Annotated in this window: 2 protein-coding genes; both read right to left on the bottom strand. The window is 71.2% G+C overall.

Going from position 1 to position 2,378, the window contains the following annotated elements:
- A partial coding sequence (locus tag VNS22_RS09475; RefSeq protein ID WP_325731781.1) for a ribonuclease R family protein occupies positions 1-1,589 on the bottom strand: 1,589 nt, incomplete at its 3' end.
- Between the two features lie 3 nt (positions 1,590-1,592).
- A partial coding sequence (locus tag VNS22_RS09470; RefSeq protein ID WP_325731779.1) for a topoisomerase C-terminal repeat-containing protein occupies positions 1,593-2,378 on the bottom strand: 786 nt, incomplete at its 5' end.

The following is a 2,378-nucleotide window of genomic DNA, read 5'->3' as shown; positions in this document are numbered from 1 at the left end:
ATCTGGCGCGACGCCTCGTCCTCGATCCGGCCGATCAGCCGGGTGAAGTCGCCGGGCTTGCTGACGTTCTTGCCCCAGGGCAGGCCCAGCTCGCGCAGATAGTCGGCAAGTGCTGCCAGCTTGAGCGCGTCCGGCTTGTCGTGGATGCGGAAGAGGCAGGCCGCCTTCCTCGCCTCCAGCTCCGAGGCCGCGGCCACGTTGGCCGCGATCATGAACTCCTCGATCAGCTGGTTGGATTCCAGCCGCTCCCGGGGCTTGAAGCCCACCGGCAGGCCGTTCTCGCTGAACAGGACCTTGCGCTCGGGCACGTCCAGGTCCATCGCCCCCCGCCGGTCGCGCGCCGCCCGCAGGAGCGCGTAGGCGTCGAACAGGTGCATGACCGGCTGGCGTACCTCGTCTGGCACGGCCGCCTCGTCGCCGAGCTTGAGGGCCTCCACCGCACTGTAGGTGAGCCGGGCGCGGCTGTTCATCACGCCGCGCACGAACTTCCAGCGCCGGATCTCGCCCTTGCCATCGATCGACAGGATGCAGGCCACGCACGCGCGGTCCTCGTGGGGGCGGAGCGAGCACAGATCGTTGCTGAGCTTCTCCGGCAGCATCGGGATGACCCGGTCCGGGAAGTAGACCGAGTTGCCGCGCTTGCGCGCCTCCACGTCCAGCGCGTCGCCCGGGCGGACATAATGGGCGACATCGGCGATCGCGACCGTGATCAGGAAGCCGCCGGCGTTCTTCCCGTCGGGGTCGGGTATGGCATGGACGGCGTCGTCGAAGTCGCGCGCGTCCTCGCCGTCGATGGTGACCAGCTCCAGGTGGCGCAGGTCCGTCCGCCCGGCCAGCGTGACCGGCTCCGCCTGCGCCGCCTGGTCGAGGGCCGCTTGCGGGAACTGCATCGGCAGCTCCGCCTCGACCGCCGTCATGAGGCTGATGGCCCGCGGATCATCGGGCCGGCCCAGGTTCTCGACCACCTCGGCGCGTGGCGCGCTGTGCCGCCAGCCGGGCAGGACCTGGGCGCGCACGAGATCGCCGATCGCGACCTCGACCTTGTCCGCGCGCAGCAGGAACTCGTGCTTCAGCTTGCGGTCGGCCGGGCGCAGCCGGAAGCCGTCGCCGGCCCGCTCGACCACACCCACCACTTCCCGGGCACCTTTCGGCAGCACCCGGATCACCCGGCCCTCGTAGGAGCCGTCCCCCTGGCGGAACAGCTTGATCAGCAGCCTGTCGTCCAACCCAGGCGCCGGGCGCTCCAGGGCATGGTGGGGCAGGCGCACGCGCAGCTCGCCGAACAGCTCGTCGATCGGCCGGGCGATCAGGTCGCCGTCCTCGTCGACCTCCTCCACCGTGACCGGCATGACCGGCGGCGGCTTGCCGGTGATCGCATGGCGGCGTGGTGGGCGGCCTTCCAGCTCCCCCTCGGAGCGCAGCTCGCGCAGGAGCTTGCGCAGGCCATGGCGCTGGTCGCCACGAACGCTGAAGGCCTGAGCGACCTCGCGCGCCTGCACCTCGCCGCCGGCGGCCTGGATGAACTCCATGAGCTGGCGCTTGCTGGGCAGGCCCGGCTGGCTGTGGGGCGGAATTCGTCGGGTGCGCAATCCTCAGGCTCGCTTGGCGGCGGTGCGCCGGGCCGGCTTGGCTGCAGGAGCGTCCGAGGTCGCCGGCTCGGCCTCGATGTCTGCAACCGCCTTGGCCTTCGCCGGTGCCTTCTTCGCCGCCGCCTTGCCGTTCTTCGCCGCCTTCCCGGCGGCCTCCTCCCCAGCCTGCTTCTTCGCCGGTGCCTTCTTCGGCGCTGCGCGCTTGGGCTTCTTCACCGACGGCCCGCGCGCCGCCCGCTCGTCGATCAGCCGCGCCGCGGTCGCGAGATCGAGCGTGTCCGGCGACATCGACTTGGGCAGGCTGGCGTTGACGTCGCCGCACTTCACGTACGGACCGAACCGGCCGGCGAAGAGCTGGATCGGCTGGCCGTTGTCGGGATGGTTGCCGATTTCCTTCAGCGGGGCCGGGGCGGCGCGCTGGCCGCGGGCCGGCGGCTCGCGCAGCAAGGCGATTGCCCGGTTGATACCCACCGTCAGCACGTCCTCATCCGGCCCCAGCCGCACGAAGCGCTTGTCCAGCTGCACGAACGGCCCGAACCGGTTGATGCCGGCAGTGATCGGCTTGCCACTCTCCGGGTCGATCCCGACCTCGCGGGGCAGGGCCAGGAGCTTCAGCGCCGTCTCCAGGTCGAGCTCGTCCGGCTTGACGTTGGGCGGCAGGGACGAGCGCTTGGCCGTCTCGCCGGAGCCCCGCTGCACATAGGGGCCGAACCGGCCGACCTTCAGCCACACCTCCTCGGCATTGTCCGGGTCGCTGCCGAGCAGACGGTCCTTGCTCTCCGCCGCGTC

It is taken from the genome of Geminicoccus sp. (assembly GCF_035556675.1).
Taxonomy (GTDB): domain Bacteria; phylum Pseudomonadota; class Alphaproteobacteria; order Geminicoccales; family Geminicoccaceae; genus Geminicoccus.
Note: the sequence above shows the minus strand (reverse complement) of the source record. Positions and strands in the feature narration are given on the sequence as shown.